Annotated in this window: 26 protein-coding genes; 7 read left to right on the top strand and 19 right to left on the bottom strand. The window is 56.4% G+C overall.

The window, feature by feature from the left end:
* Positions 1-120: 120 nt before the first annotated feature.
* A complete protein-coding gene (locus tag ACOTW6_RS01395; RefSeq protein WP_047365028.1) occupies positions 121-669 on the top strand; it encodes a GNAT family N-acetyltransferase in 549 nt (182 codons plus the stop codon).
* On the opposite strand, the gene ACOTW6_RS01390 is transcribed toward ACOTW6_RS01395, so the two are convergent.
* The 8 genes from ACOTW6_RS01390 to sad form a co-directional block, all read right to left on the bottom strand.
* Positions 657-1571 (bottom strand): bestrophin family protein, encoded by a 915-nt coding sequence (locus tag ACOTW6_RS01390; RefSeq protein WP_003857155.1) that lies wholly within the window; start codon positions 1569-1571, stop codon positions 657-659. The two genes, ACOTW6_RS01395 and ACOTW6_RS01390, sit on opposite strands and share 13 nt — an antisense overlap.
* A 201-nt stretch (positions 1572-1772) precedes the next feature.
* The gene (locus ACOTW6_RS01385) at positions 1773-3224 is read right to left on the bottom strand and encodes a tagaturonate reductase (protein WP_213788771.1); all 1452 of its coding nucleotides are present in this window, start codon (positions 3222-3224) and stop codon (positions 1773-1775) included.
* 117 nt (positions 3225-3341) lie between these two features.
* A complete protein-coding gene (locus ACOTW6_RS01380) occupies positions 3342-3869 on the bottom strand; it encodes a GNAT family N-acetyltransferase (RefSeq protein WP_213788770.1) in 528 nt (175 codons plus the stop codon).
* A gap of 81 nt (positions 3870-3950) precedes the next feature.
* Positions 3951-4916 (bottom strand): sensor domain-containing diguanylate cyclase, encoded by a 966-nt coding sequence (locus ACOTW6_RS01375; protein ID WP_213788769.1) that lies wholly within the window; start codon positions 4914-4916, stop codon positions 3951-3953.
* A 58-nt stretch (positions 4917-4974) separates the two neighbouring features.
* Positions 4975-5337, bottom strand: coding sequence for a DUF4186 domain-containing protein (locus tag ACOTW6_RS01370; RefSeq protein ID WP_003857163.1), 363 nt, complete (start codon positions 5335-5337; stop codon positions 4975-4977).
* Positions 5337-6263, bottom strand: coding sequence for a glutaminase B (gene glsB / locus ACOTW6_RS01365; protein WP_047050929.1), 927 nt, complete (start codon positions 6261-6263; stop codon positions 5337-5339). Before glsB ends, ACOTW6_RS01370 begins: the two co-directional genes overlap by 1 nt.
* 62 nt (positions 6264-6325) lie before the next feature.
* Positions 6326-7915, bottom strand: a complete 1590-nt coding sequence (locus ACOTW6_RS01360; RefSeq protein WP_213788767.1) for a methyl-accepting chemotaxis protein — start codon at positions 7913-7915, stop codon at positions 6326-6328.
* Between the two features lie 127 nt (positions 7916-8042).
* The gene (gene sad / locus ACOTW6_RS01355) at positions 8043-9425 is read right to left on the bottom strand and encodes a succinate-semialdehyde dehydrogenase (RefSeq protein WP_213788766.1); all 1383 of its coding nucleotides are present in this window, start codon (positions 9423-9425) and stop codon (positions 8043-8045) included.
* 99 nt (positions 9426-9524) lie between these two features.
* Here sad and ptrR point away from each other — a divergent pair, with 99 nt between their 5' ends.
* Positions 9525-10403 (top strand): putrescine utilization regulator PtrR, encoded by an 879-nt coding sequence (gene ptrR / locus ACOTW6_RS01350; RefSeq protein ID WP_017382364.1) that lies wholly within the window; start codon positions 9525-9527, stop codon positions 10401-10403.
* Here ptrR and ACOTW6_RS01345 read toward each other — a convergent pair.
* The gene (locus tag ACOTW6_RS01345; RefSeq protein ID WP_213788765.1) at positions 10400-11212 is read right to left on the bottom strand and encodes a PhzF family phenazine biosynthesis protein; all 813 of its coding nucleotides are present in this window, start codon (positions 11210-11212) and stop codon (positions 10400-10402) included. The two genes, ptrR and ACOTW6_RS01345, sit on opposite strands and share 4 nt — an antisense overlap.
* Positions 11213-11234: 22 nt before the next feature.
* Positions 11235-12023 (bottom strand): PhzF family phenazine biosynthesis protein, encoded by a 789-nt coding sequence (locus ACOTW6_RS01340; protein WP_213788764.1) that lies wholly within the window; start codon positions 12021-12023, stop codon positions 11235-11237.
* 176 nt (positions 12024-12199) lie between these two features.
* On the opposite strand from ACOTW6_RS01340, the gene ACOTW6_RS01335 reads away from it, so the two are divergent.
* Positions 12200-13396, top strand: coding sequence for a sugar transporter (locus tag ACOTW6_RS01335; protein WP_213788763.1), 1197 nt, complete (start codon positions 12200-12202; stop codon positions 13394-13396).
* Positions 13397-13444: 48 nt separating this feature from the next.
* Here the strand turns inward: ACOTW6_RS01335 and ACOTW6_RS01330 are convergent, their stop codons facing one another.
* Positions 13445-14287, bottom strand: a complete 843-nt coding sequence (locus ACOTW6_RS01330) for a lysozyme inhibitor LprI family protein (protein WP_213788762.1) — start codon at positions 14285-14287, stop codon at positions 13445-13447.
* Positions 14288-14463: 176 nt separating this feature from the next.
* Complete coding sequence (locus ACOTW6_RS01325) at positions 14464-15129, bottom strand: MarC family NAAT transporter (RefSeq protein ID WP_003857180.1); 666 nt, start codon at positions 15127-15129, stop codon at positions 14464-14466.
* A gap of 256 nt (positions 15130-15385) precedes the next feature.
* On the opposite strand from ACOTW6_RS01325, the gene marR reads away from it, so the two are divergent.
* From marR to marB, 3 genes are read left to right on the top strand one after another with little or no spacing between them, the layout of a single operon-like run.
* Complete coding sequence (gene marR, locus ACOTW6_RS01320; RefSeq protein ID WP_003857182.1) at positions 15386-15820, top strand: multiple antibiotic resistance transcriptional regulator MarR; 435 nt, start codon at positions 15386-15388, stop codon at positions 15818-15820.
* A 20-nt stretch (positions 15821-15840) separates the two neighbouring features.
* The gene (gene marA, locus ACOTW6_RS01315) at positions 15841-16221 is read left to right on the top strand and encodes an MDR efflux pump AcrAB transcriptional activator MarA (protein ID WP_001303241.1); all 381 of its coding nucleotides are present in this window, start codon (positions 15841-15843) and stop codon (positions 16219-16221) included.
* 32 nt (positions 16222-16253) lie between these two features.
* Complete coding sequence (gene marB, locus ACOTW6_RS01310; protein WP_003857184.1) at positions 16254-16469, top strand: multiple antibiotic resistance protein MarB; 216 nt, start codon at positions 16254-16256, stop codon at positions 16467-16469.
* 38 nt (positions 16470-16507) lie between these two features.
* Here the strand turns inward: marB and eamA are convergent, their stop codons facing one another.
* Positions 16508-17407: an O-acetylserine/cysteine exporter gene (gene eamA, locus ACOTW6_RS01305; protein WP_213788761.1), complete on the bottom strand. Its 900-nt coding sequence runs from the start codon at positions 17405-17407 to the stop codon at positions 16508-16510.
* Positions 17408-17600: 193 nt separating this feature from the next.
* Between eamA and ydeE the strand changes: the two genes are divergently transcribed.
* Positions 17601-18818: an efflux MFS transporter YdeE gene (gene ydeE / locus ACOTW6_RS01300; RefSeq protein WP_213788760.1), complete on the top strand. Its 1218-nt coding sequence runs from the start codon at positions 17601-17603 to the stop codon at positions 18816-18818.
* Between the two features lie 46 nt (positions 18819-18864).
* Here the strand turns inward: ydeE and zinT are convergent, their stop codons facing one another.
* Genes zinT through urtA form a run of 6 tightly spaced genes read right to left on the bottom strand, consistent with a single transcriptional unit; the run spans position 18865 to position 25002 of the window.
* Positions 18865-19503: a metal-binding protein ZinT gene (gene zinT / locus ACOTW6_RS01295; RefSeq protein WP_213788759.1), complete on the bottom strand. Its 639-nt coding sequence runs from the start codon at positions 19501-19503 to the stop codon at positions 18865-18867.
* A 52-nt stretch (positions 19504-19555) separates the two neighbouring features.
* Entirely contained in the window at positions 19556-20254 is a 699-nt protein-coding gene (gene urtE / locus ACOTW6_RS01290) for an urea ABC transporter ATP-binding subunit UrtE (RefSeq protein ID WP_213788758.1), read from the bottom strand.
* Between the two features lie 9 nt (positions 20255-20263).
* Positions 20264-21061 carry an urea ABC transporter ATP-binding protein UrtD gene (urtD, locus tag ACOTW6_RS01285; protein ID WP_213788757.1) on the bottom strand — a complete coding sequence of 266 codons (798 nt, stop codon included), beginning with the start codon at positions 21059-21061 and terminating at the stop codon, positions 20264-20266.
* On the bottom strand, positions 21061-22134 hold the full coding sequence (gene urtC / locus ACOTW6_RS01280; RefSeq protein ID WP_047747333.1) for an urea ABC transporter permease subunit UrtC: 1074 nt from the start codon (positions 22132-22134) through the stop codon (positions 21061-21063). The genes urtD and urtC overlap by 1 nt, the downstream gene beginning before the upstream one ends.
* Positions 22134-23708 carry an urea ABC transporter permease subunit UrtB gene (gene urtB, locus ACOTW6_RS01275; protein ID WP_049019451.1) on the bottom strand — a complete coding sequence of 525 codons (1575 nt, stop codon included), beginning with the start codon at positions 23706-23708 and terminating at the stop codon, positions 22134-22136. The genes urtC and urtB overlap by 1 nt, the downstream gene beginning before the upstream one ends.
* 22 nt (positions 23709-23730) lie before the next feature.
* Positions 23731-25002, bottom strand: coding sequence for an urea ABC transporter substrate-binding protein (gene urtA, locus ACOTW6_RS01270; protein WP_213788756.1), 1272 nt, complete (start codon positions 25000-25002; stop codon positions 23731-23733).
* Positions 25003-25111: the final 109 nt, after the last annotated feature.

Genomic DNA, 25111 nt, shown 5'->3' with positions numbered 1-25111 from the left:
AGCAGGTTGATTACGTTAACTCAACATCGTTTTAGTACAGTACATCGCAACAGAATGTTATTAAGATGAAAATACCAGAACCCAAACAAAAGCATAACGCTTAATTATGGAGATCAGCGGATGACCATACCCACGCTTACCACCGAGCGCCTGATATTACGCCCCCTGCTTGCAGAAGATGCCGTCCAGATCCAGCAACGCTATCCGCGCTGGGAGATTGTCCGCTATATGGTGGCTTCAGTCCCCTGGCCCTACCCGGAAAACGGTGCAGAAAATTATGTCAACAATGTTGCACTGCCCGATATGGCCAAAGGGATTGCGTGGTTCTGGACGATTCGCCGTCGCGAAGCGCCTGACGAACTGATGGGGTTGATTTGCCTGTATGACGTGGAGGACAACAACCGGGGCTTCTGGCTCGCGCCGGAATTTCAGGGCCAGGGATATATGCGCGAGGCGAGTATTGCGGCCACGGATTACTGGTTTAATACGCTCAATAAACCGGTGTTACGTGCGCCGAAAGCGGCGGCCAACAGCCGCTCCCGACGTATTTCAGACAGCAGCGGCATGCGGCTCATCAGGACGGAGAAGAAAGCCTATGTCAGTGGCCTGCTGGATTCGGAGCTGTGGGAAATCACCCGCGATGAGTGGAATGCCCGTCAGGTCAGCTGATAATGTTTATCCGGCATCAGTCTTTCAGGGATATTCTCTTCATCGTTCATCTGCAACAGATCGCGCTCCATCATGTTGCAGATGGCGTCCAGCGGCAGATCGTTATCTTCCGTCCCAAACGGATCTTCCAGCTCTTCCGCCAGCGTGTCCAGCGAGATAAAGGTGTAGGAAATCAGCGCAGAGACAAAGGGCGTCATGTAATGCAGATCAACTACCAGCGCAAACGGCAGCATGATGCAGAACAGATACACCGTCCGGTGCAGGATCAGCGTATAGGCAAACGGGACTGGCGTATTGGCGATACGCTCACAGCCAGCCAGCACGATGGACATATCGTTCAGGCGGTTGTTGAGGCTGTGAAACAGGATGTCTGAAAGGTGCCCGCTACGCCGCCGCACGGCCAGCCACTCCCCCATGATCAGCAGGATACGGTTCGCGGGTGAGTTGGCGTCCATCACTTTGCGTAAATCGTCAGGAGCCAGATAGCGGGACAGCTGATCGGCATTGGTTTCTCTGCGCAGGGTCATACGCAGACAGTTAGCAAACGCGATTTGCAGGCGGACAAACTCTCCGAGATGTTTATCATCCGGCAAGGTGTTTTTTACCTCGCGAAACAGCGAGCGCGCCGCTATCATCAACTGCCCCCAAAGCAGACGCGCCTCAACGTAGCGCGAATAACAGGCGTTATTGCGAAATCCCAGGAAGATGGCGATAGCCACGCCCAGAATGCTGAACGGCGCGACGGTAAACCGGATACCCAGCGAGGTGTACCACGGCAGCATGACAATCACGGCGATGGAAAGCAGGAAGTTAAGCAGCAGTCGGGTATAAATTTTGGGAAGTACCGAACCATGCCAGACAAAAATCAGTTGCAGCCAGTGCTGTTGAGGACGAACAATCATAATCAGCTTCAGAAAAGTAAAGAGCGCGGCTATTAAACGTGATCCCCCTCACGGTTGCAAGCATGTTAATAGTTCATTGCATTTTCTCACCTGTTAAGCCTCAACCGCACGGTGCTGCATGTGCTTTTTAAAAAAAGAACATATAGTATGTTGTAACTAAATAGGGTCTGTAAAAAACCCGGCCAACGCCGGGTATAATGATTAGCAGAGCGGTTTCACCGCATCGCGCATGCCTTTGCTTAAAATCGCATCCAGATCCTGCGCAACCTGGTCTACCAGTCCGTTCACCAGAGTGAGATCCTGTTCCCAGTGCTCGCTCACGCTTAACACCGACGATACCAGTTCACGGGTAGTGACCTGTTTGTCGTGATGTTGCGTCCACAGCTGCTGGTAACGTTCAAGCCAGTGCGCATCGTCCTGCACCGGATAGCGCTCACCGTTGCGCTCGGCACGGTAAAATGCAATCAGCGCCGCCAGAGCAAAGGTCAGACGTGCTGGCAATTTGCCGGTCGCCTTCTGCCCTGCCAGCAGTTGCGGCAGAATACGGGTGCGGTACTTGGTCATCCCGTTCAGGGCAATCGACAGCAGCTGATGCTTAATGTACGGATTACGGAAACGCCCCGTTACGGCACTGGCGAAGGAGTGAAGCTCGTCGCGCGGCAGATCCAGGACCGGAATAATCTCCTCATAAATAGCCTTCTCTACGAACGCGCAAATTTCCGCGTCGTTCATGGCTTCCCCTACCGTATCCAGGCCGGCCTGAAAAGCGACCGGAACCAGCGCCGTGTGCGCGCCGTTGAGGATCGCCACCTTACGCTCTTTATAAGGCTTGATATCGTCAACAATCAGGATGTTAAGCGGGTATTTATCCAGGCGCAGTTCAGCTGCAAGTGATTTCGGCCCCTGAATAACAAACAGATAGAAATGTTCCGCCGTGTCGAGGAAGCTGTCGTGATAGCCCAGCCCGGCTTCCAGCTCAGCCACCTCATCACGCGGATAGCCGGTAACAATGCGGTCAACCAGCGTCGAACAGAAGGTGTTAGCATCGTTCAGCCACGCAATGAATGCCGCCGGCAGCGCCCACTCCTGTGCATAGCGCAGCACCAGTTCACGCAGGGCATCGCCGTTGTAGTCGATGAGTTCGCAAGGAATGATGATCCAGCCTTTATCCGCTGCCCCGTTAAAGTGGGTAAAACGCTCGAACAGCAGACGCGTCAGTTTGGCCGGATAGCTGACAGCTGGCGTATCGTCAAACTTATCGCCCGCATGATAGCTGATCCCCGCCTCCGTGGTATTGGAGAAGACAAACCGCATGTCCGGGTTATGGGCGAGTTTAAGGAATTCATCGTACTGGCTGTAAACGCTGATTTCACGATTCACGGAACGAATAAGACGCGCATCGCTTACTGCTTCCCCCTGCTCATTCAGACCACGAATAATCGTGGTATACAGACCCTCCTGGGTGCTCAGCGACGGGGGAAAATCGCTCTGGATCGGCCGCACAATCACCACACCTGAATTGAGATCGGTATGCTCGTTTAAGAGGTCGATTTGCCAGTCAACGAACGCGCGCAGGAAGTTACCTTCGCCAAACTGGATGATACGTTCAGGGTAGCGCGCACCGGGGAAATCACGACGGTTGAGTGTGTTCACAATGGAGGTCCTTTATGATTAGTCATACAGCCTGATAAGATTGGTGTGATAACTTATCAAAACTTCAGGACCATAACCCCTGTCTGGATCAACTCAGGACGCGATGGTGAAAAATAATCACAGAAATTTATAGAACACCGAGGTCGCCGTCATGTCCCCGTTCGGCATCAGGGCGTAGCGTGGGATCTCCCCCGCCTTTTGCCAGCCCGCACGTTGGTAAAACGTCTCCGCGCCGCTGCCGGTCGAGGTATCAAGCACCAGCACCGTAAGCGCTTTGTCACGCGCAACCGCCTCCAGGGCTTCCATCAGCGCCATTGCCGCCCCTTTACGGCGCGCCTTCTCATGAACCAGCAGTTTCGCGACATCTGCCCGGTGCGGCTGGTTTTCAGGCTGATCGGTGATCAGCTGGACCGTGCCAACCAGTCCCTGCTCCGCATCAAAACAGCCCAGGACAGTACGCTCGTCGCGCCCGACGCTGTCTGCGACGCCGAGCCAGAAGGTATGGGCTTTCCCGGCAGAAAAAGGCAGCATAAAGCTGACGGAGGCGCCGCCGTTGACACAGTTGACAAGAATATCGTTCAGGGCATCGATGTGGGTGAGGATGTCCTGCCGGGAGAGAGGTTTAATCAGCATGGGAGAGTTCATTTCGCGTCCTTAGGTTGATCTCTCCACTTTGCTATTAACATTTTTGTAACGCAATAAGCGATGACATAGGATTTCGTTATGTCATTTTTCGCCGTAGTGTTGCCGCTTCATGGCGTACATTTGCGCATCCGCGTGTTTTAACCATGCCTGCATATCGTTGCGGTAATGATCGAACTCGCTCAGCCCCCAGGAGAACTGTAACGACCACGGATGCAGCTGACGCGCGTTATACTTTTCCGTTTGTTCGACAAGATACTGCATGGCGATCCAGGCGCCAGGTTCATCGGTATCCGCAAACAGCACCGCGAACTCATCTCCCCCGAAACGTACCAGCAGATCGGCCTCGCGGAACGAGGAACGCATCAGGGCGGCCATCGCTTTCAGAGCCTTATCACCCTCCTGATGCCCGAAGCGATCGTTAATGGTTTTGAAATGGTCCAGATCCAGCCAGCCAAGGGTTAACGGTTCTGCCCGACGCTGCGAAACCGACAGTGCAAACTGCGCAAACTGGTTAAACCCGCGACGGTTAAACAACCCCGTGAGTTCATCGGTTGTGGCCGCGCTAACGGCCGCAAATTCATCCTCTGCCAGCGCGCTGAGATCGGCCAGTACGGCGGCATCCGCCGCGGTAAACTCACGCGGTGCGTAATCAATGAGACACAACGATCCCACGCACGCCCCGTCACGTAAACGCAGCGGGAAACCGGCATAAAAGCGCACGCCCGGATCTCCCGCCACCTGCGGATTATCCTCAAAGCGTTCGTCCAGCAGCGTGTCACTCACCACCAGCGGCGCGTCACCCAGGATCGTATGACCACAAAACGAGAGATCGCGAGGCTGGCTGGCGAGTGCCCGGCCGTCGGCAGACTTCACGATCGCGGCGTGGTCATCCACCAGCGTAATCATCGCCAGCGGCACCCTGAAAAAACGTGTTGCCAGCCGCGTAAGACGATCAAACGCGGGATAATTGTCGATCTCAAGCAGACCGGACTCGCGCAGAGCATTTAAGCGCTGCGCTTCATTAACGGGAATTTGAGGTGCTTTCATAACGTCTCCTGACGCTGAGCATTAGTAAAAGCGTAGCTTAAACAGAGACATTGTCAGTTCAGGAGGCACGATTTACCTCTATGACCAGCCAATGATGAATTACGTTGACGATATACTGTTGCTGCTGCGCACTCAGCGGCACGCCCTGCGGGATAGCATGCCACTTAGCCAGACAGCCCCGACAGCAGGTTGCCGTGGCATGCTGAGCGATAAAAACCGGATGGCCGCGCATCGGCGTCTGCTTACCGTCATTGACCGGGTGTGCAGGCGCCAGCCGCGCGGCGACAAAATCGGCGGCATGCTTATCGATAGTCTCCGCGCCCTTATCCCAGCAGTATTGCCGCTCTTTCGTCCCTAAATGAAATCGTGAACGAAACGTGGAGCGAGCCAGGCGCGCGAACAGAGGATCTAACGTGGACATCAGTATACGGACCGTCCAAGGCGTTTGGTCAGCTGCTCCAGCGCCGCCACGCCCGCCAGTGAATTGCCGGTCTCGTCCAGTTCCGGGCTCCAGACGGCAATCGCCATCTCGTGGGGGACAATCGCCACGACCCCACCGCCAACGCCGGATTTAGCCGGCAGCCCCACGCGCCAGGCAAACTCCCCGGCATTCTGATACATGCCGCTGGTTGCCATTAAGGCGTTGATCTGCCGGGCCTGCATCGGGGAGACAACGTCCTCGCCGAGATGCGGGGCATGGCCCTGATGCGCCAGAAACAGAAAAGTCTGCGCCAGTTCGACGCAGTTCATCTTCAGCGCGCAGTAATGAAAATAGTTTTGCAGCACCGTGGCGACGTCATTATGAAAATTGCCGAAGGATTTCATCAGCCAGGCGATGGCGGCGTTACGTGCAGAGTGTTCAAACTCAGAGCGCGCTACCACCGGATCGTAGGCGATGTCCTGCACGCCGGAAAGCTGCCGCACAATCTGGAGCATCCGCTGACGCGGCGCGCTCAGTCTGCTTTGCAGCATATCGCACACCACCAGCGCCCCGGCGTTAATAAACGGGTTACGCGGCTTACCCTGCTCGATTTCCAGCTGGAGAAGGGAGTTGAACGGCTGACCGGACGGATCTTTGCCCACCCGCTGCCAGATCTCCTGCTCGTCATACTGGCGCATGGCGGCAACGAGGCTAAGCACTTTTGAGATCGACTGAATCGAAAAGCGCTCCAGCGCGTCTCCCGCCTGAAAACGCTGCCCGTCAATAGTACAAATGGCGATACCGAGCTTATTACCGCTGATCGAGGCCAGCGCGGGAATGTAATCGGCAACCTTACCCTGCCCCAGTAACGGACGAACCTGCGCCAGAATCTCGTCCAGCATCTCATTATGGATGACCGCAGCCACACTTTGCTCCTTGCCCTCAGGCTAAAACGGGCTGCGAGTATAACAGAGGCTTATACGTCACGTCAGGCAGGGAGACGAAAACGCGAAACGGCCTGCAACAAAAGATCGGACTGCTGATGCAGGCGCTCAGAGGCATTTGACGCTTCGCTAACCAGCACATCTGTCTGACGCGATACCTGATTCAGCGCCTGAAGCTGACGGGTCATCTGATGAATGCTGTCCCCCTGATTCAGGGTAGCCAGCGAAATATCGTTCAGCAGGCTGCTCAGATTCGCCACCAGCCCGGTGACCTGTTGCAAATTCTCTTCCAGACGGTTTACCACCTGAGAACCTTCTTCAATGCCCTGTAGCGAGTGGTTAATCAGCGCCTGGATGGTTTGCGTAGAGTGACTGCTTTTTCTGGCCAGCAGCCCCACTTCCCGGGCGACCACCGCAAACCCGCGCCCCTGCTCTCCTGCATGGGCGGCTTCAATGGCAGCATTGAGGGCCAGAATATTGGTCTGAAACGCCACGCTCTCGATCATCGCGACGATCCCGCGCATCTCTGAGGATCGGTCGACGATCGTCTGCATCGAGCCATTCACCGCTGACATCATTTGCTCCCCGCCAGCGGCAGCCTGTCGGGCTTCATCCGCGCGCGAGCGGGCGAGTTTTGCATAACCCGTGTTCCCCTCAACGTGGGTTTCGAGATCGGCGATGTGCGCGGTCACCTCCTCCAGCTCTTTGGCCTGTCGCGTAGACTGCTGATAAAGCTTCTGATTCCCCTGCGCAAGCGACCCAATATTTTCAACCATGGAGGTAGTGGCCTCGCTGACCTGGGTCACCAGCTCCTGTAGCCCGCGCTGCATGGCGGTAATACTGCCGCTGAGCTGGCTGATTTCACGGTTAAAGCGCACGACGTCAGGCGGCGTGCCTGACAAATCCCCTGCCGCAAGCTGATTAATATGAATAATCAGACGGCGTAGCGGGGATATCACCCACTTCGCCATTCCGAACCAGACGGCAAGGGCAATGGTCAGCAGCACCAGCGGCGCAAACAGGAACAGCCGTTGCAGGCCTGAGAGTTGCTCCATCAACGACTGACGCCCCTGTATCGCCTGCTTCTCACTCCCTTGCTGATAGCGTGCAAAGTTGTCATTAAAATCGGTCTGAAACGCCTGGGCGGGTACAGCGAAAAAGAGGTCGATGCTGTTGGTTTTCTTAAGCCCCTCCGCCTGCTCTTTGATGGCGCCGAAAAACAGCTGATAGCTGTTAACCAGCCCCTCGTCTTTCGGCGGGTTAAGCGCGAGCCAGGCCTGCCATGCCTGCTGTGACGCCGCCAGGGATTTTTGCGCCTCGTCCATCAGGCTATGCCAGCTCCCTTCCGAGCCGGTCTCCTTGTCCTGCATAAAGTACACGCCGGCGCGGTTGAGCAGATCGCTTGCCGCCAGAAGGGAAATACGGGCCTGATCCAGCCTGCTCTGCTGCTGCCAGGCCAGCTGATTGCGCTGTTCGTTACGCTGGGCTTGATTCAGGGAGGCGGTGAGCAGGAAGGAGGAAGAGAGTTGCAGGGCGGAGAAAAGGCCAATAATACAAAAGATGCCGGTCAGCAGGCCAAACTGACGAGGAATAAAGCGCGGCGCAAGACGGCGAAAAATTTGCGTTAGGTTCATAATTCTCTTCTGTAACAATACGTTAGACGCGAGCGAGTCTACGAAACGAAAATGACAGAACCATTACGCAAAAATGACAGGAAACGTGAACTGCCGGGTAGCGGCCTGGCCTTACCCGGCAACAAGACTAGACGCGATCCTTCCACACCGTCTGCACATTACAGAACTCATGCAGACCGAAATGAGAAAGCTCTCGCCCGAAGCCGCTCTTCTTCACCCCGCCAAACGCAACGCGCGCATCGCTGGCGCTGTAGCCGTTGATAAACACCCCGCCACACTCCAGCTCGCGAGAGAAGGTTTCTGCCAGCGCATCGTTCGCGGTAAAGACCGTCGCCGATAAGCCAAAATCGCTGTCGTTAGCCAGCTGCAACGCATGCGCCGCATCCTTCGCGACGGTAATCGCGGCCACCGGGCCAAACAGCTCCTGACGAAAGGCCGTCATCTGTGGGGTGACGTCGCCGAGTACGGTTGGGGCATAATAGTTACCGCTCCCGGCAAGCTTCTCTCCGCCGAGCAGCAGGGTCGCCCCTTCCGCCAGCGTAGCCTGCACCTGCTGATGCAGTTCATCGCGAAGATCAAATCGCGCCATCGGGCCAATATAGTTATCTTCCTCATCCGGTGCGCCCATCTTAAGCGCCTTGACCGCGTCAACAAAGCGTTGGGTAAAGGTGCCCGCCACGCCCGCTTCCACAATAAAGCGTTTCGCCGCCGCACAAACCTGTCCGGTATTCTGATAACGTCCGGCCACCGCCGCGTTGACGGCCAAATCCAGATCCGCATCGTTCAGAACGATAAACGGATCGGAACCGCCCAGCTCCAGCACGCATTTCTTCAGCGCCGCGCCCGCCTGCGCACCAATCGCCGCACCAGCCCGAACGCTGCCGGTTACGGTCACCGCCGCGATACGACGATCGTTAATCGCCTGGCTGACGCCGTCGTTCGTCGCATTCACCCAGCCAAAGACCCCCTCCGGGAAACCGGCATCCGCAAACACCTTCCCGATCAGCTCCGCCGAGCCGAGCACATTAGGCGCATGTTTAAGCAGATAGCTGTTCCCTGCCAGCAGGATCGGCACCGCACCGCGCAGCACCTGCCAGAGCGGAAAGTTCCACGGCATAACAGCCAGAATCGGCCCCAGCGGGCGGTACTCAATCACCGCATTTTCGACCTGGGTAGATTCCGGATGCAGCATCGCCGGGCCGTGTTCAGCGTACCAGTCGCAAAGGCTGGCGGACTTAGTCACCTCCGCACGCGCCTGCATAATGGGCTTGCCCATCTCCCGGGAGATAGTCTGCGCCATCTCTTCCGCACGACTACGCAGCGCCGTACCCAGATCGCGAAGTTTTTGCGCCCGGTGCGCCACGCTTTCGCGTCGCCACTGACGAAAACCGGTATCCGCCTGCGCAATGGCACGCTCAACGTCACCGGACGTTGCCCACGGGTAAGCAGCCAGCGTTTCGCCGGTAGCCGGGTTGACAGAGTGGGCATGGGTAGCAGATGAATAGGTCATGATGTTCTCCACGAAATAACAGTTGATTGATTGTGGCCTACTCTGCTATTTCTTAAAAATGAATAATACTCACCACCTTATTCACGAATAGAGAACGGTATGGACTTAACACAGCTTGAGATGTTTAACGCCGTCGCACTGACCGGCAGCATTACCCAGGCGGCGCAGAAGGTACACCGGGTGCCGTCAAACCTCACCACCCGCATCCGACAGCTAGAAGCGGATCTTGGCGTGGAGCTGTTTATTCGCGAGAATCAGCGCCTGCGGCTTTCCCCCGCCGGGCACAATTTTCTGCGCTACAGCAAGCAGATCCTGGCGCTGGTCGACGAAGCGCGAATGGTCGTCGCCGGGGATGAACCGCAGGGATTATTCTCGCTCGGCGCGCTGGAAAGTACCGCCGCCGTGCGCATTCCGGAAAGTCTGGCGCGGTTTAACCAGCGCTATCCGCGCATTCAGTTTGCGTTGTCCACCGGGCCTTCCGGTACGATGATTGACGGCGTACTTGAGGGGACGCTCAGCGCCGCCTTTGTCGACGGGCCGCTCTCGCACCCGGAACTGGAAGGAATGCCGGTTTACCGGGAAGAGATGATGCTGGTCACCCCTGCGGGTCACGCGGAAGTGTCAAAAGCCACGCAGGTGAGCGGCAGCGACGTGTATGCCTTTCGCGCCAACTGTTCTTACCGGCGTCATCTGGAGAGCTGGTTCCATGCCGACCGCGTCACGCCGGGACGGATCCATGAGATGGAGTCCTATCACGGGATGCTCGCCTGCGTGATTGCCGGGGCAGGCATTGCGCTGATGCCCCGCTCCATGCTGGAGAGCATGCCGGGGCATCATCAGGTGGCGGCGTGGCCGCTGGCGGAAAACTGGCGCTGGCTCACCACCTGGCTGGTGTGGCGACGCGGGGCGATGACCCGCCAGCTTGAGGCGTTTATCGCGCTGCTGAACGAGCGTCAGCCACCAGCGCCCAGTTGTTAATGTTGAACGTAGTCCTGGAGTCGAAGGAAAATTTTCCCCTTCATATACAACGTGGCCTGCCCGCCAATCAGCACGCGGTCGCCTTTCAGCTCGCAGCGCAGATCCCCGCCGCGCAAGGAGACCTGGCGGGCCGACATCTGCGTTTTACCGAGCTTTTCGCTCCAGTACGGGATCAGCATGCTGTGAGCTGATCCCGTCACCGGATCCTCCGGCACCCCTTCCCCCGGGCAGAAGAAGCGGCTGACGAAATCATACTCATCCCCCGGCGCCGTAACGCAGACCATTTTCCCCAGCGGGAGCATAGCCGCGATATCCGGCGTCAGCGCTTCCACCTGCCGCTGGCTGTCGAGCACCACCATGTAGTCACGCCCCACACGCACCTCGTCTGCTGCGTTAATGCCCAGCGCGCTGAACAGCACTGCGGGTGGAGTATCAACAACCTCGGTTGACCACGCCGGGAAATTAAGCGTCAGCCAGTCGCCGCTGCGTTGTACCGTCAGATCGCCGACAAAGCGCGTGGTGAAGGTGATTTCCGTATGCAGATAATCCAGGTATTCGAAAATAACGTGAGAAGCCGCGAGGGTTGCGTGGCCGCAGAGGTTAATTTCATCCTGCGTGGTAAACCAGCGCAGTTCAAACCCGTTATCCGTTCGGACAAAGAACGCCGTCTCTGACTGATTATGCTGCTTCGCCATCTTCAGCAGCGTCTCATCCGGCAGCCACGCTTCCAGCGGACACACCGCCGCCGCATTGCCACCGAACGCCCTGTCGCTGAAGGCATCTACCAGATAAAAATCAATTTCCTGCATCGTTTGTTCCTCTTAGATTTATTCAGCGCAGAAATACTGTGCCCTTCAGATACAGCGCCGCCTGCCCGCCCATCCGCACGCGGTCACCTTTCAGTTCGCAGCGTACGTCGCCACCACGGGCAGAAACCTGGCGGGCAAACATCTGTGTTTTGCCAAGCTGTTCACTCCAGTACGGGATCAGCATGGTGTGCGCGGAGCCGGTGACAGGATCTTCCGGCACGGCCACGCCCGGTGAGAAGAAACGGCTGACAAAGTCGTATTCCCCCTCGTCCCGGGCAGTGACGGCCACTTTATGCTCGCCCGGCGTCATGGCGGAGAAATCCGGATTAAGGGCTTCAACCTGCTCGCGGCTCTCCAGTACCAGCACCCAGGCGCGGCCTTTTCGCGCTTCGACGTAGTGGCTGATACCGAGTGCGGTGAGCATCTCCGGTGGCGGCGTCTGTGCCTGCGTCGGGCAGGCCGGAAAATCCAGCGTCATCCAGTCCCCTTCACGGCTGACGGTCAGGCGACCAGAGGCGGTGTCAAAATGAAGGCGTGAGTCCGGATAATCCAGTTCGTGAAACAGAACATACGCCGCGGCAAGCGTCGCGTGACCACAGAGATTGACCTCGGTAAGCGTGGTGAACCAGCGCAGCTCAATCCCCCCTTTGGTGCACACAAAAAACGCGGTTTCCGACTGGTTATGCTGTTGTGCCATCCGCAGTAACGTCTCATCCGGCAGCCACGCGTCGAGCGGGCACACCGCCGCCGGGTTGCCGCCAAAGGAGGACGCGCTGAACGCATCTACCAGATAAAAATCAATCTCCTGCATCGTGTTACCGCCTGTTTTTGTTGTGTTGTTCTTTATCTTCGATGAAAACACCCCCGTTCGCTACCGCTGCATGAAGGTAAATTTTGTGATTCACATCACATAACGGTTGAGTTTTCGCCGTTTAAGGCTTTAAGATCGTCTCCTCATCTTTCAGGCAACGAATCCCAGATATCCCTATGACAACACACACGGTTTCCCGCAGGGTCGCGTGGCTACGCGTGGTCACGCTCGCCATCGCAGCGTTTATTTTCAACACCACGGAATTTGTTCCGGTTGGGCTGCTGTCCGACATCGCCGCCAGCTTCCATATGGAAACGGCACAGGTTGGCATTATGTTGACCATCTATGCATGGGTGGTGGCGCTGATGTCGCTGCCGTTTATGCTGCTGACCAGCCAGATGGAACGTCGTAAGCTGCTGATTGGGCTGTTTGTGGTGTTCATTGCCAGCCATGTGCTGTCATTTATGGCATGGAACTTTACCGTGCTGGTGATCAGCCGCGTTGGCATCGCGTTTGCCCATGCCGTTTTCTGGTCGATCACCGCGTCGCTCGCCATTCGTCTGGCTCCGGCGGGAAAACGCGCCCAGGCGCTGAGCCTGATTGCCACCGGAACGGCGCTGGCGATGGTGTTAGGCCTGCCGATCGGGCGCATTGTGGGACAATACTTCGGCTGGCGCACCACCTTCTTTGCCATCGGCATGGGGGCGCTGATCACCCTGGTGTGTCTGATCAAACTGCTGCCAAAACTGCCCAGCGAACACTCCGGCTCGCTGAAAAGCCTGCCGCTGCTGATGCGTCGACCGGCGCTGATGAGCATCTATCTGCTGACCGTGATTGTGGTGACCGCCCATTACACGGCCTACAGCTATATTGAGCCGTTTGTTCAGGTTGTGGCGGGCTTTAGCGCTAACTTCGCCACCGTTCTGCTGCTGATCCTGGGCGGCGCGGGGATTATCGGCAGCATCCTGTTCGGTAAGCTGGGCAATCAGCACGCGTCTGCGCTGGTAAGCAGTGCGATTGGCTTGCTGCTGGCATGCCTGCTGTTACTGCTGCCTGCGGCAGGCAGCGAGAGTCATCTGGCGATCCTCAGTCTTTTCTGGGGCGTGGCGATCATGATTATTGGTCTGGGAATGCAGGTCAAAGTGCTGGCGCTGGCCCCGGACGCCACGGACGTAGCGATGTCGCTCTTCTCCGGGATTTTTAATCTGGGTATTGGCGCCGGTGCGCTGGTGGGCAATCAGATCAGCCTTCATGTATCGATGTCGGCCATTGGCTATCTCGGGGCGATTCCGGCGCTGATCGCGCTGATCTGGTCGGTGCTTATCTTCCGTAAATGGCCGGTCGCGATGGAAGAACAGACCAGCCAAGGTTGACGTTTGTTGTGCCGGGTGGCGGCTTCGCCTTACCCGGCCTACGAAGCATTAATATCCGTGTTCTTCATCACCGCCAAGATAACGGAATCTTTCATCTGTCATTTTGGTCTGGCATTCATAGATACTGATTCTCGTTGCCAGAGGGGTGGTCGCAGAAGACGCATCGCTTATTTTGCCGCATTTTTTTGCTTTTTCATTGATCCACACGTTTTGCTCCTTTTTCATCGAAGCTTTGACGGAATCAGAAAGATACTTCCATAGCTGGTTTAACTGGCGATCGCTTTCAAGATAATCACCCGCGGCAATATTTAATTTATTATTGAGTTCGGCCTTTTGCAGTTCATCTTTATTCATGGCGAGGGTAGCCATCGCCGCTATTGATTCAGAAATATAATCTTTATTACTGTATTCATATGAAACTGAAATATCTTTTCCGTTATCTGCCATCGATAACGAGTAGGTAAACTTGTCCCACTGAACGCTATTGTTAAGCACCTTTCCGCCATCGTTAATTATACGTCTCAGTCTGTCAGGGTAGGATGCAATGTAACCCATGATTTCAGAAGGCACCGTGAGCGTGACAGTGGCGCTACAGCTGCGCGCCTGCACCTTGTCATCAGACGATTTTGTTGTGACATTCGCCATTGCAATTGCGATTTCATTAGCTTTTGCAATGTAGTCCTTCAGCGGTTTACCGTAGAAATCTGAGGGGTTAGCGAGATAAGCTACCTGTAACTTACTGACTGCATCATCTCTTATTTTTGACTGAGCAGCAGAGATGGCATCATCGCGACCGCATTTGAAATCTGGCGTGGAATCAAACAACCCAGCATTGGCATTTAATGAAAAAAGCAGTGTGCTCACTGCGATAAATGAATATTTTGCTCGCATGTCTATAACCCGAAAAGAAATGAGTGCTGAACGTTACTTTAAGCGGTAATACACAGCAAGGCAGTGGATTATATTAATGCTGAAAAAATTCGATTTTCAGAATGCATTTATATTCATAAGAATTATATACATTGCGAACAGGCCGGGTAAGGCGAAGCCGCCACCCGGCAACGTTCTCAATGATACGTCTTAACAATCTCCAGCACGCCGTTAATAATAAACTGCACACCCATACAGACCAGCAGGAAGCCCATCAGACGGGAGATAGCTTCGATCCCCCCCTTGCCCACCCAGCGCATAATCGCCCCGGAACTGCGCAATGATCCCCAGACGATAATGGCGATAAGCGCAAAAATGATCGGCGGCGCAACGGTGATAACCCAGTGCGGGAATGTCGACCCATCACGCACCGTTGAGGCGGAACTGATGATCATCGCAATCGTCCCCGGCCCCGCCGTGCTCGGCATGGCTAACGGCACAAACGCGATGTTGGCGCTCGGTTCGCTTTCAAGCTCCTCTGATTTGCTTTTGGCTTCCGGGGATTCGTGCGCTTTATGCGCCGGGAACAGCATCCGGAAACCAATAAAGGCCACGATCAGCCCGCCAGCAATACGCAGACCGGGAATCGAAATACCAAAGGTATTCATCACCAGTTGACCGGCGTAATAAGCCACCATCATTATGGCAAAGACATAGACAGAGGCCATCATCGACTGCTGATTGCGCTCTGCGCTGTTCATGTTCCCCGCCAGCCCCAGAAAAAGCGCCACCGTCGTTAACGGGTTCGCCAGCGGCAGCAACACCACCAGCCCAAGTCCCACTGCTTTAATCAAATCCAACATAGTGCACCGCAGTCCTTATCCTTATTCAACATCGCAATTATAGGGCCAAATCCTCGTCCGGAGCCATCCACGCAGCGTAACCATAATTGTCTCGCGTAATTGATAACCCCAGATTATCTGTATGATTTAAAAGCGTACAGAATGCGTTCCTGAAGCGTTTTAGCATTTCGTGGCATCGGCCGATCCATTCAGTTGACTTATACTTGCCTGAGCAATAATATCTGCCGTGATTAAACTACTTGCCAGGGCAACCATTGTGAAAAGCACCAGTGACCTCTTTAACGACATAATCCCACTGGGTCGTCTTATTCATATGGTTAACCAGAAAAAAGATCGCCTGCTCAATGACTATCTGTCACCGCTGGATATCACCGCAACACAGTTCAAAGTGCTGTGTTCCATTCGCTGCGAAGTGTGTATCACGCCGGTTGAGCTGAAAAAGGTGCTCTCTGTCGATCTGGGTGCGTTAACCCGCATGCTGGATCGTCTCGTCTGCAAAGGATGGGTAGAACGAAGCCCTAACCCGAATGACAAACGTGGCGTACTGGTGAAACTGACCAGCGATGGCGCGGCCATGTGTGAGCAATGTCATCAATTAGTAGGACAAACACTGCACCAGGAACTGACAAAAAACTTAACGGCAGATGAAGTGGCAACGCTTGAGCTTTTACTCAAGAAAATCCTGCCGTAAACAGAAAAAGAGGTATGACGATGTCCAGACGCAATACTGACGCTATCACCATTCATAGCATTTTGGACTGGATCGAAGATAACCTGGAATCTCCACTCTCCCTTGAGAAAGTGTCTGAGCGTTCAGGTTACTCAAAATGGCACCTGCAACGGATGTTTAAAAAAGAGACCGGCCATTCATTAGGACAATATATTCGCAGCCGTAAGCTGACGGAGATTGCCCAAAAACTGAAAGAAAGCAATGAGCCGATCCTCTATCTGGCGGAACGCTACGGATTTGAATCGCAACAGACCCTGACGCGTACGTTCAAGAACTACTTTGACGTGCCGCCTCATAAGTATCGTATTACCAGTATGCCGGGTGAATCCCGTTATCTGTATCCGCTAAAACATTGCAGTTAATCATCGCCTGTTAAGACGTAACCGAGGAAATCATGAAATTTATCGCCTCCGCCGCCCTCACCTTGCTGGTGCTGGTTTCCGGCCAGAGCTTCGCGGAGCAAACCCCCAGTGCGGGGCAGCAAAATAATCGCGACACCATGATTATGCCGTCCACGCAAAACCAGTCGCCCTGGGATTTCAATCACATGGGCGCTGGCAGCGACAAATCCGACGAATTAGGCGTGCCGTATTACAACCACGACCTGTAATTCGTTTTTGCCCCGCTCATGCGGGGCTTTTTTCTGCCTTAACCCCGCACCCGCGCAGCCCGACGCACCCGCAAGCCAAAGACGTTGATATACAGCCCGGCCATAATCAGCCCTGCGCCACACAGTTGCAGCGCGCTGAGCGTTTCATCCAGCAACAGGGCGGCGCTCGCAAGCCCGACCACCGGTACCAGCAGCGATAACGGCGCCACGCGCCAGGTTTCATATCGTCCGAGCAGCGATCCCCAGATACCGTAGCCAATGATTGAGGCGACTAACGCCAGGTAGATCAGCGACAAAATGGTCGTCAGGTCGATCTCCACCAGGCTTTTCAGCATCGCCTGCGGACCCTCCAGAATAAACGACGCAGCCATAAACGGCACGATGGGGATCAACGCGCTCCAGACCACCAGCGATAAGACCGCCGGACGCGCTTCGTGCTGCATGATCAGCTTGTTAAAGATATTGCCGCACGCCCAGCTCAGCCCCGCCGCCAGGGTGAGCATAAAGCCCAGCAGCGCGACATGCTGACCGTTAAGGCTGCCTTCAATCAGCACCAGCACGCCAAAGACCGCCAGGCTAATGCCCGCCAGCTGCTTACCCTGCAAACGTTCGCCAAAGACAAATGCGCCGAGAATAATGGTAAAGAACGCCTGCACCTGAAGCACCAGCGAAGCCAGGCCCGCAGGCATGCCAAATTTGATGGCGCAAAAAAGAAACGCAAACTGACCAAAGCTGATGGTAAGGCCATAGCCCAGCAGCAGCTTCAGGGGAATTTTCGGGCGGGCGACGAACAGCAGCGCCGGAAACGCCACCAGCAGGAAACGCAGCCCCGCCAGCATCAGTGGAGGCATGTTGTGCAACCCCATTTTGATGACCACAAAATTGAGTCCCCACACCACGACAACCAGCAACGCTAACAGCCCGTCTTTCCGCGTCATTTTCCGCCCCTGAATTATTAAAATTTTGTAAACACTTCAAGGTAACAGAAAAAATAGCCCCGCGAGAAGATCATTAATTCTGGTACTGAAGAGAAGCACTTGCGGATAAATTGGGTGCTATACAAGCTGCCGATCCCATGATAATCCTGTAATAACACAACAAAAAAAGCATAAGCATTTGTCGGGCAGGAAAATGAAACCATCAATCAGGCGCTCAACCGCAGCGCTGCTGGCATCGTCATTGTTATTAACAATTGGCCGCGGGGCAACGCTGCCCTTTATGACCATATATCTCACACGCGTGTACGATATGAGCGTGGAGAATATTGGCTATGCCCTTACCGTGGCGTTGACCATTGGCGTGGTGTTTAGCCTGGGGTTTGGCATCCTGGCGGATAAGTTCGACAAAAAACGCTATATGCTGATCGCCATCGTGGCCTTTATCGCCGGGTTTGTGGCGATTCCGCTGGTGAATAACGTGACGCTGGTGGTGCTGTTCTTTGCCCTGATCAACTGCGCCTATTCCGTCTTCTCAACGGTGCTGAAAGCGTGGTTTGCCGACGTGCTGACCTCCAGCGAAAAGGCGCGCGTTTTCTCACTCAACTACAGTTTCCTGAACATCGGCTGGACGATCGGGCCGCCGATCGGCACCCTGCTGGTGATGTACAGCCTGCAACTGCCGTTCTGGCTGGCGGCCTTCTGCGCCGCACTGCCGCTCGGGTTTATCCATTTCTTTGTGCAGAAAAGCATAGCCTCAGACAGCCCTGAGGAGAAAATGCCGTGGCAGCCCTCGGTGCTGCTGAAAGACCGGGCGCTGTTCTGGTACACGCTCTCCGGCCTGCTGGCGTCGTATGTGGGTGGATCGTTCGCCACCTGCATTTCCCAGTATGTCCTCGCTGCACATGCGGACAGTGATTTCGCAGAAAAGGTGGTGGCCGTTGTGCTGCCCGTCAACGCGGCGGTGGTCGTCACCCTGCAATACGCGCTTGGACGTAAGATCACCGCCAGCAATATCCGTCCGCTAATGACCGCCGCGACGCTTTTTTTCATCCTCGGGCTGGGCGGGTTTATGCTTTCCGGCGAGAACCTGATTTACTGGGGGATCGCGGCGGCGATTTTCACCCTGGGTGAAATTATTTATGCGCCGGGTGAATACATGCTGATCGACAATATCGCCCCGCCGGGCATGAAGGCGAGCTATTTCTCCGCCCAGGCGCTGGGCTGGCTCGGCGCGGCGGCGAACCCGATGATCACCGGGCTCATCCTGACCCATCTGCCGCACTGGTCATTATTTATCATTATGATGGCCGCCATCATTGCGGCCTGGCTGATGATATTGCGCGGGATGCGCGTGAAAAGTGAAGATAGCGTGTCGGATGGCGCTGCGCTTACCCGACCGACAAAACCCTAATCGTAAGCCGGGTAAGGCGAAGGCGTCACCCGGCAAAACCCACAGCCTAGTGGTGCAACATCTCCTCCACCACCTGCTCTTTGTACATCTCATTCGGGTAGTAGGTCGGCCAGTTATCCATCTCTTTCAGCAGCGCCTCGTGGGAGGTGTTGCCCATAAAGATATGGAAGTGTGAAGAGGCTTTCGGCCCGATGATATGGTCGCTGAACTGCACAAACTTTGGCGCCTGGCTTGTTTTGTCCTTGCACTCAAACAGGTAGCGCACGCCTTTTTTCCCCGACGCATAGGTCAGAATTTTGTAGCCGCTGTAATCGTAGCGGCAGCTGCTCACCGTTTTGCCCCGGTGGAATTCCATCACGTTGTTTTCAATGCCGATGGCGTCCACGTCCGTCGCGTACCCCTTGCGGTAGTAGGCCTTTACCTCGGCAGCGGATTTTTCTCCCTTCTGCGCTTTCTTTTCGAAAACCGGATCCAGCGAACCATCAAGCAGGAACGGATAAACGGACTGCCAGGTCCCGTCCCAGTCAGAGAGCTTCCTGTCCCTCACGTCTTTATCCTCAAAGACGCCGTTTGCCGCCTTCTGTTCCGCCTCTGTCATCTGATGACCGTGCGAATGGGCAAAAAGCGAGCCGCTTACCAGCAGCGTTCCCAGAGTCAGCGCAATTTTTGCAAGTTGTGCAGCCACAGCAAAATCCTCATTCCGTTTTATAAGAATGAGGATGTTATATTATAACATTTCAGATCGCAACCAGCCCGCGAACGCCTTCCTGCTCCATGTTCTTCCCGCGGCCCTGCTGGACGATGCTGCCGCGCGACATCACCAGATAGCTGTCGGCCAGCTCTGCTGCAAAATCATAAAACTGCTCCACCAGCAGGATCGCCATATCCCCCCGGTTCGCCAGGCTGCGGATCACCTGCCCAATCTCTTTAATCACCGACGGCTGAATACCTTCCGTGGGTTCATCCAGAATCAGTAACCGTGGACGGCTCGCCAGCGCGCGTCCAATCGCCAGCTGCTGCTGCTGACCACCGGAAAGATCGCCTCCGCGTCGGTGCTTCATCTCCTTCAGCACCGGGAAAAGCTGCCAAATTTCCTCCGGTACGCTCCTTGCGTTTCCCGCGGAGAAGCGCGACAGCCCCATCAGCAGGTTTTCTTCTACGGTCAGACGCGGAAAAATCTCCCGCCCCTGCGGAACATACGCCACGCCGGACTGTACCCGCTGGTGCGGTTTACTGTGAGTGATGCTCTTTCCCTGCCAGACCACCTCCCCGCCTTTCACCGGGATCAGCCCCATCAGGCACCTCAGCAGCGTGGTTTTGCCCACCCCGTTGCGCCCCAGCAGGCAGGTCACTTCCCCGACGACCGCCTCAAAGCTCACCCCGCGCAGAATATGACTTCCGCCGTAGTACTGATTCAGTTCGCTAACCTGTAACATCCCCTCTCCTTAACGTCCCAGATAGACGTCAATTACCTGTTCATTGGCCTGTACCTCGCGAAGCGAACCTTCCGCCAGTACGCGCCCCTGATGCAGCACCGTGACGTGGTCGGCGATGGTGTCGACGAAGCCCATATCGTGCTCAACCACCATCAGCGAATGCTTGCCTGCCAGGGTGCGGAAAAGCTCGGCAGTGTATTCCGTCTCTGCGTCGGTCATACCGGCAGCGGGTTCGTCCAGCAGTAACAGGTGCGGGTCCTGCACCAGCAGCATGCCGATCTCCAGAAACTGCTTCTGTCCGTGGGAAAGCAGCCCGGCACGGCGATCGCGCTCGCTGCCAAGCCGCAGCAAAACCAGCATCTCGTCAATGCGGTCGCGCTGCTCGCCGCTGAGCGTGGCCCGCAGGCTCGCCCAGACGGACCTGTCGGCTTTCATGGCGATTTCGAGGTTTTCCCCTACGGTCAGCGCTTCAAACACGGTCGGCTTCTGGAACTTACGGCCAATGCCCTGACGGGCGATGGCCGCCGGTTCCAGGACAGTCAGATCGATGGACTGATCGTAAATAGCTTTCCCGCTTTTTGGCCGGGTTTTGCCGGTGATCACGTCCATCAGCGTGGTTTTACCGGCGCCGTTAGGGCCAATGATGCAGCGCAATTCTCCGACGCCGATATTCAGCGAGAGATCGGTCAACGCCTGAAAACCGTCGAAACTGACGTTAATGGCCTCGAGCTGCAACACCGGATCGGTCTGCTCGCGGTAACGGTCGCCCGGTAGCTGGCGGGTAAAGAGTCCTTCAGAGGGCTGCATTAATTCTCTCCCTTACGAAACAGACCGAACACGCCGCGCGGTAAAAACAGCGTCACGGCGATGAAAATCAGCCCCAGAAACAGCTGCCAGTACTCCGGCATCGCCACGGTGAAAAAGCTCTTCGCACCGTTGACCAGCGCCGCGCCAATCACCGGGCCCACCAGAGTGCCGCGTCCACCCAGCGCTACCCAGATGGCCGCTTCAATCGAGTTGGTCGGCGACATTTCACCCGGGTTGATAATGCCCACCTGCGGAACGTACAGCGCTCCCGCCAGGCCACACAGCACGGCGGAAAGCGTCCAGACCAGCAGCTTGAAACCGCGCGGATCGTAGCCGCAGAACGTGAGACGGTTTTCCGCATCGCGCACCGCCGTTAAAATGCGGCCAAATTTACTCTTCGCCAGCGCATAGCCTGTACCCAGGGCCAGAAGCAGCAGCACGACCGTTGCGAGAAACAGCGCGATCCGCGTGGTGGTCGCCGTGACGGAAAATCCGAGCAGCGTGGTAAAGCCGGTAAAGCCGTTATTGCCGCCAAAGCCGGTTTCGTTGCGAAAGAACAGCAGCATGCCCGCATAGGTCAGCGCCTGGGTCATGATGGAGAAATAGACCCCTTTGATCTTCGAGCGGAAAGCAAACCAGCCGAAGACCAGCGCCAGCAGGCCGGGGATCGTCACAATTAACACCAGAGCCCAGGCGAAATGCTGCGTTCCCCACCAGAACCAGGGCAGTTCGCTCCACGAGAGAAACGACATAAACGCGGGCAGCCCGTCTCCGGCCGCCTGGCGCATCAGGTACATGCCCATCGCATAGCCGCCCAGGGCGAAGAATATGCCGTGCCCCAGCGAGAGCATACCGGCATAGCCCCAGACCAGATCGAGGGCCACGGCGACCACCGCGTAGCAGAGGATCTTGCCAATGAGCGTCAACATCCACGTGGAAACGGCCAGCGGATGGGTGGCGGGCAACAGCGCGAGAAAAGGCAGCACCAGCAGCGCCGCAACCAGCAGACTGCCGAAGATTTGCGTGGTGCGCGGTGCCCTGCGCGCCAGTGTTAAGGTCAATGGCTGGCTCATCAGTCTGTCACCCTCCCTTTAAGTGCGAATAACCCCTGTGGACGTTTCTGGATAAACAGAATGATCGCCACCAGAATCAGGATTTTGCCCAGCACGGCGCCCATCTGCGGTTCAAGAATTTTATTGAAGATCCCCAGACCAAAGGCCGCCGCGACGCTACCGGCCAGCTGGCCGACGCCGCCGAGCACCACCACCAGGAACGAATCGATGATGTATCCCTGGCCCAGCTCCGGTCCCACGTTCCCCAGTTGGGACAACGCCACACCGCCCAGCCCGGCAATGCCGGACCCGAGGCCAAACGCCAGCATATCTACCCGTCCGGTGGGGACGCCGCAGCAGGCCGCCATGCTGCGGTTTTGCGTCACCGCCCGCACGTTCAGCCCCAGACGCGTTTTATTCAGAATGAGCCAGGTGAAGAACAGCACCAGCAACACAAACCCGAGCACCACAATACGGTTCCACGGCAGCGTCAGGTTGGCGAAAACCTGCACCCCGCCGGACAGCCAGGCCGGGTTTGCGACCTCAAGGTTCTGAGCGCCAAAGGTCATGCGCACCAGCTGGATAAGCATCAGGCTGATCCCCCAGGTGGCGAGCAGGGTTTCCAGCGGGCGGCCATACAGATGGCGGATCACCGTGCGCTCCAGCACCATCCCGATACCTGCCGTCAGGCAGAACGCCACCGGCAGCGCCACCACCGGATAAAGCGCCAGCCACTGAGGCATCCACTGCGCCATCACCTGCTGCACCATCCAGGTGGCATACGCCCCGAGCATCAGCATTTCGCCGTGGGCCATGTTAATCACCCCCAGCAGACCATAGGTGATAGCCAGCCCGAGCGCGGCCAGCAAGAGTACCGACCCCAACGACAGGCCCATGAAGGCCTGCCCCAGCAGTTCGCCCCACATCAGCCGGTGCTGTATACGGTCCAGGCTCTCAGCGGCGGCGGCACGTACCCGTGCGTCCGGCTCGGTTTGCGCCCGGGTGAACGGCGTCAGCGTGGCCTGTACGTCCGGATCGTCAGACTGTCCCAACAGTTCAACCGCGTTAAGGCGCGTTTCCGCCTGCGGACTCGCCAGCTGAAGATTTGCCAGCGCCAGCCTCAGCGACTGTCGGGTGACGTCGTCCGTTTCGCGATTAGCCCGCTGTTGCAGAAACCCGAGCATATCCGGCTGGGCGTCACGCTGAAGCTGCCGTGCAGCATGACGTCTTTCGGTGACACTGTCACTGACAAGCTGATGCGTCGCCAGCGCCGTGACGGTTAACACGCGCAGCCGGTTGGTCAGCCGCACGGCTTTGGTCGTTCCTTCGGCGCGTTTTGCCGCGCCCAGGGCAACCATTTCACCGTCGATGCGGGTAAAAGCCTTCTTCTGGCTGTCGGTGTAGAGGTTCTCCTGTTGCAGCGCCTTAAGCAGCGGCAAACGTGCAGGTTCCGGCGTGGCTGCCCAGCGGGTCAGCATGGCGGTCTGCTGGCTACGGCTAGCGGCAACGAAATCATCGGCATCCGATGCCTGCGCCATCCCTGGCAGCAGTCCGGTAAGCCACACAATCGCAATCATCATGCGTATGGCGTTCATGACGTCTCTCCCTGGTGGTGGCTTAGTTGCTGGCGGTTTTCATCGGCTGGTCAGGTTTTTTGTCATTCCCGGCGATAAACGGGCTCCACGGCTGAGCGCGTACCGGTTGTTCGGTCTGCCAGACGACGTTGAACTGGCCGTTGCCTTCGATTTCACCAATCATGACGGGCTTATGCAGGTGGTGGTTGGTGGCATCCATGGTCAGCGTAAAGCCGGACGGCGCGTTGAACGACTGGCCCGCCATTGCCGCGCGCACTTTGTCCACGTCGGTTGTCCCCGCTTTTTCAACCGCCTGCGCCCACATATGCAGGCCGACGTAGGTCGCTTCCATCGGATCGTTGGTGACGACGGTATCGGCATTCGGCAGCTTATGGGCTTTCGCGTAGGCTTTGTAGGCCGCGACAAAGGTCTGGTTGGTCGGGTTATCGACGGATTCAAAGTAGTTCCACGCCGCCAGGTTACCCACCAGCGGTTTGGTATCAATGCCGCGCAGTTCCTCCTCGCCCACCGAGAACGCCACCACCGGCACGTCCGTGGCTTTCAGCCCCTGGTTCGCCAGCTCTTTATAGAAAGGCACGTTGGAATCACCGTTGATGGTGGAGATCACCGCCGTTTTACCGCCCGCAGAGAATTTCTTGATACTGGCGACGATGGTCTGGTAATCGCTATGACCAAACGGGGTGTAGACCTCTTCAATATCTTTATCTTCCACGCCTTTCGAGTGCAGGAAGGCGCGCAGGATCTTGTTCGTGGTACGCGGGTAAACGTAGTCCGTTCCCAGCAGGAAGAAGCGTTTCGCGCTGCCGCCGTCCTCGCTCATCAGGTACTCCACCGCCGGGATCGCCTGCTGGTTAGGCGCCGCGCCGGTATAGAAGACGTTAGGTGACATCTCTTCACCTTCATACTGCACCGGATAGAACAGCAAACCGTTCAGCTCCTCAAAAACCGGCAGAACCGATTTACGCGATACGGAGGTCCAGCAGCCAAACACCACGGCGACCTTATCCTGGCTCAGAAGCTGGCGCGCTTTTTCAGCAAACAGCGGCCAGTTGGAGGCCGGGTCAACCACCACCGGCTCCAGCTTTTTCCCGAGTACGCCGCCTTTGGCGTTGATTTCGTCGATGGTCATCAGGGCGACATCTTTCAGGGGCGTTTCTGAAATGGCCATCGTGCCGGAGAGTGAGTGCATGATCCCGACTTTAATGGTCTCTGCGGCCTGGACGCCAAAACTCACTCCCATGGCGACCACGGAGGCGGACAAGGCGAACGCTTTTATAAAGGTACGACGGTGCATATTTTCACTCCTGAAAAAGAAAGCTGTGCGAAGACGTCCGTTACCGCCCGGACGCAGAAAAAAGTAACGTCAGTTTCAGGAGAGCAAAAAGAGTGCCAGGTTACAGAGG

It is taken from the genome of Enterobacter cloacae complex sp. IR5403 (genome assembly GCF_049238705.1).
Classification (GTDB): domain Bacteria; phylum Pseudomonadota; class Gammaproteobacteria; order Enterobacterales; family Enterobacteriaceae; genus Enterobacter; species Enterobacter hormaechei_C.
The sequence above is the reverse complement of the archived record's forward strand: the minus strand, read 5'-3'. Positions and strand labels throughout refer to the sequence as shown.

Excerpts from the sequence above, each read along its gene's own strand:
- ACOTW6_RS01395 (WP_047365028.1), top strand. The coding sequence starts at position 121 with ATGACCATACCCACGCTTACCACCGAGCGCCTGATATTACGCCCCCTG.
- ACOTW6_RS01390 (WP_003857155.1), bottom strand. The coding sequence starts at position 1,571 with ATGATTGTTCGTCCTCAACAGCACTGGCTGCAACTGATTTTTGTCTGG.
- ACOTW6_RS01380 (WP_213788770.1), bottom strand. The coding sequence starts at position 3,869 with ATGAACTCTCCCATGCTGATTAAACCTCTCTCCCGGCAGGACATCCTC.
- ACOTW6_RS01375 (WP_213788769.1), bottom strand. The coding sequence starts at position 4,916 with ATGAAAGCACCTCAAATTCCCGTTAATGAAGCGCAGCGCTTAAATGCT.
- ACOTW6_RS01370 (WP_003857163.1), bottom strand. The coding sequence starts at position 5,337 with ATGTCCACGTTAGATCCTCTGTTCGCGCGCCTGGCTCGCTCCACGTTT.
- ACOTW6_RS01360 (WP_213788767.1), bottom strand. The coding sequence starts at position 7,915 with ATGAACCTAACGCAAATTTTTCGCCGTCTTGCGCCGCGCTTTATTCCT.
- sad (WP_213788766.1), bottom strand. The coding sequence starts at position 9,425 with ATGACCTATTCATCTGCTACCCATGCCCACTCTGTCAACCCGGCTACC.
- ptrR (WP_017382364.1), top strand. The coding sequence starts at position 9,525 with ATGGACTTAACACAGCTTGAGATGTTTAACGCCGTCGCACTGACCGGC.
- ACOTW6_RS01345 (WP_213788765.1), bottom strand. The coding sequence starts at position 11,212 with ATGCAGGAAATTGATTTTTATCTGGTAGATGCCTTCAGCGACAGGGCG.
- ACOTW6_RS01340 (WP_213788764.1), bottom strand. The coding sequence starts at position 12,023 with ATGCAGGAGATTGATTTTTATCTGGTAGATGCGTTCAGCGCGTCCTCC.
- ACOTW6_RS01335 (WP_213788763.1), top strand. The coding sequence starts at position 12,200 with ATGACAACACACACGGTTTCCCGCAGGGTCGCGTGGCTACGCGTGGTC.
- ACOTW6_RS01330 (WP_213788762.1), bottom strand. The coding sequence starts at position 14,287 with ATGCGAGCAAAATATTCATTTATCGCAGTGAGCACACTGCTTTTTTCA.
- ACOTW6_RS01325 (WP_003857180.1), bottom strand. The coding sequence starts at position 15,129 with ATGTTGGATTTGATTAAAGCAGTGGGACTTGGGCTGGTGGTGTTGCTG.
- marA (WP_001303241.1), top strand. The coding sequence starts at position 15,841 with ATGTCCAGACGCAATACTGACGCTATCACCATTCATAGCATTTTGGAC.
- marB (WP_003857184.1), top strand. The coding sequence starts at position 16,254 with ATGAAATTTATCGCCTCCGCCGCCCTCACCTTGCTGGTGCTGGTTTCC.
- eamA (WP_213788761.1), bottom strand. The coding sequence starts at position 17,407 with ATGACGCGGAAAGACGGGCTGTTAGCGTTGCTGGTTGTCGTGGTGTGG.
- ydeE (WP_213788760.1), top strand. The coding sequence starts at position 17,601 with ATGAAACCATCAATCAGGCGCTCAACCGCAGCGCTGCTGGCATCGTCA.
- urtE (WP_213788758.1), bottom strand. The coding sequence starts at position 20,254 with ATGTTACAGGTTAGCGAACTGAATCAGTACTACGGCGGAAGTCATATT.
- urtD (WP_213788757.1), bottom strand. The coding sequence starts at position 21,061 with ATGCAGCCCTCTGAAGGACTCTTTACCCGCCAGCTACCGGGCGACCGT.
- urtC (WP_047747333.1), bottom strand. The coding sequence starts at position 22,134 with ATGAGCCAGCCATTGACCTTAACACTGGCGCGCAGGGCACCGCGCACC.
- urtB (WP_049019451.1), bottom strand. The coding sequence starts at position 23,708 with ATGAACGCCATACGCATGATGATTGCGATTGTGTGGCTTACCGGACTG.
- urtA (WP_213788756.1), bottom strand. The coding sequence starts at position 25,002 with ATGCACCGTCGTACCTTTATAAAAGCGTTCGCCTTGTCCGCCTCCGTG.